The following is an 836-nucleotide window of genomic DNA, read 5'->3' on the forward strand; positions in this document are numbered from 1 at the left end:
GGGATCGTGGTGCCGTTCGTCGGGATCAAGCTGATCGATCTCGCCGTCAGTGCCCTCCACCTCGCCTGAGCCATCGCAACGAACACACCGAACGAGACCTGCCATGTGGAACCATCTTCGCCCGACCCTGGTGTTCACCGTCGCCCTGACGCTGATCACGGGCCTCGTCTACCCGCTCGCCGTGACCGGCCTCGCCGGCGCGATCTTCCCGGCGAAAGCCGCCGGCAGCCTCGTCGCGCGCAACGGCGCGGTCGTCGGCTCCTCCCTCATCGGACAGAGCTTCACCGGCGAGCGCTACTTCCACGGCCGCCCCTCGGCCACGACGGCGCCCGATCCGAGTGACGCCTCCAAGACCGTGCCGGCTCCCTACAACGCCGCCAATTCCGGCGGCTCCAACCTGGGTCCGACCAACCCGGCCCTGATCGACCGCGTGAAGGACGACGTCGCCAAGCTCAAGGCCGAGACCCCTGCGGCGGGGATCCCGGCCGACCTCGTCACCACTTCGGCCTCGGGGCTCGATCCCGACATCTCGCCCGAGGCCGCCCTGTTCCAGGTACCCCGCGTCGCCAAGGCCCGCGCAATCTCCGAGGACCAGCTCAGGACCGTGGTCGCCGCACACACGGAAGGCAGGCTGCTCGGCATCCTGGGTGAGCCCCGCGTGAACGTGCTCGCGCTCAACCTCGCCCTCAATGCTCAGACAGGCAAGTGACGGCCGGCCATGGCAGCAGCGCGGAGCGGGCGTGACAGGCGACCATCCCCCGACGCCCTCCTGGCGCAGCTTCGCCGGGAGGGCGGCCGCGGCCGTCTGAAGATCTTCCTCGGGGCGGCTCCGGGCG

Annotated in this window: 1 protein-coding gene; it reads left to right on the forward strand. The window is 70.3% G+C overall.

Annotation, left to right across the window (positions count from 1 at the left end):
• The first annotated feature begins 103 nt into the window (after nucleotides 1-103).
• Nucleotides 104-709: a K(+)-transporting ATPase subunit C gene (locus tag DT057_RS35015; protein ID WP_128566571.1), complete on the forward strand. Its 606-nt coding sequence runs from the start codon at nucleotides 104-106 to the stop codon at nucleotides 707-709.
• The last annotated feature ends 127 nt before the right edge of the window (nucleotides 710-836 follow it).

Source organism: Methylobacterium crusticola (assembly GCF_003574465.1).
GTDB classification, from domain to species: Bacteria; Pseudomonadota; Alphaproteobacteria; order Rhizobiales; family Beijerinckiaceae; genus Methylobacterium; species Methylobacterium crusticola.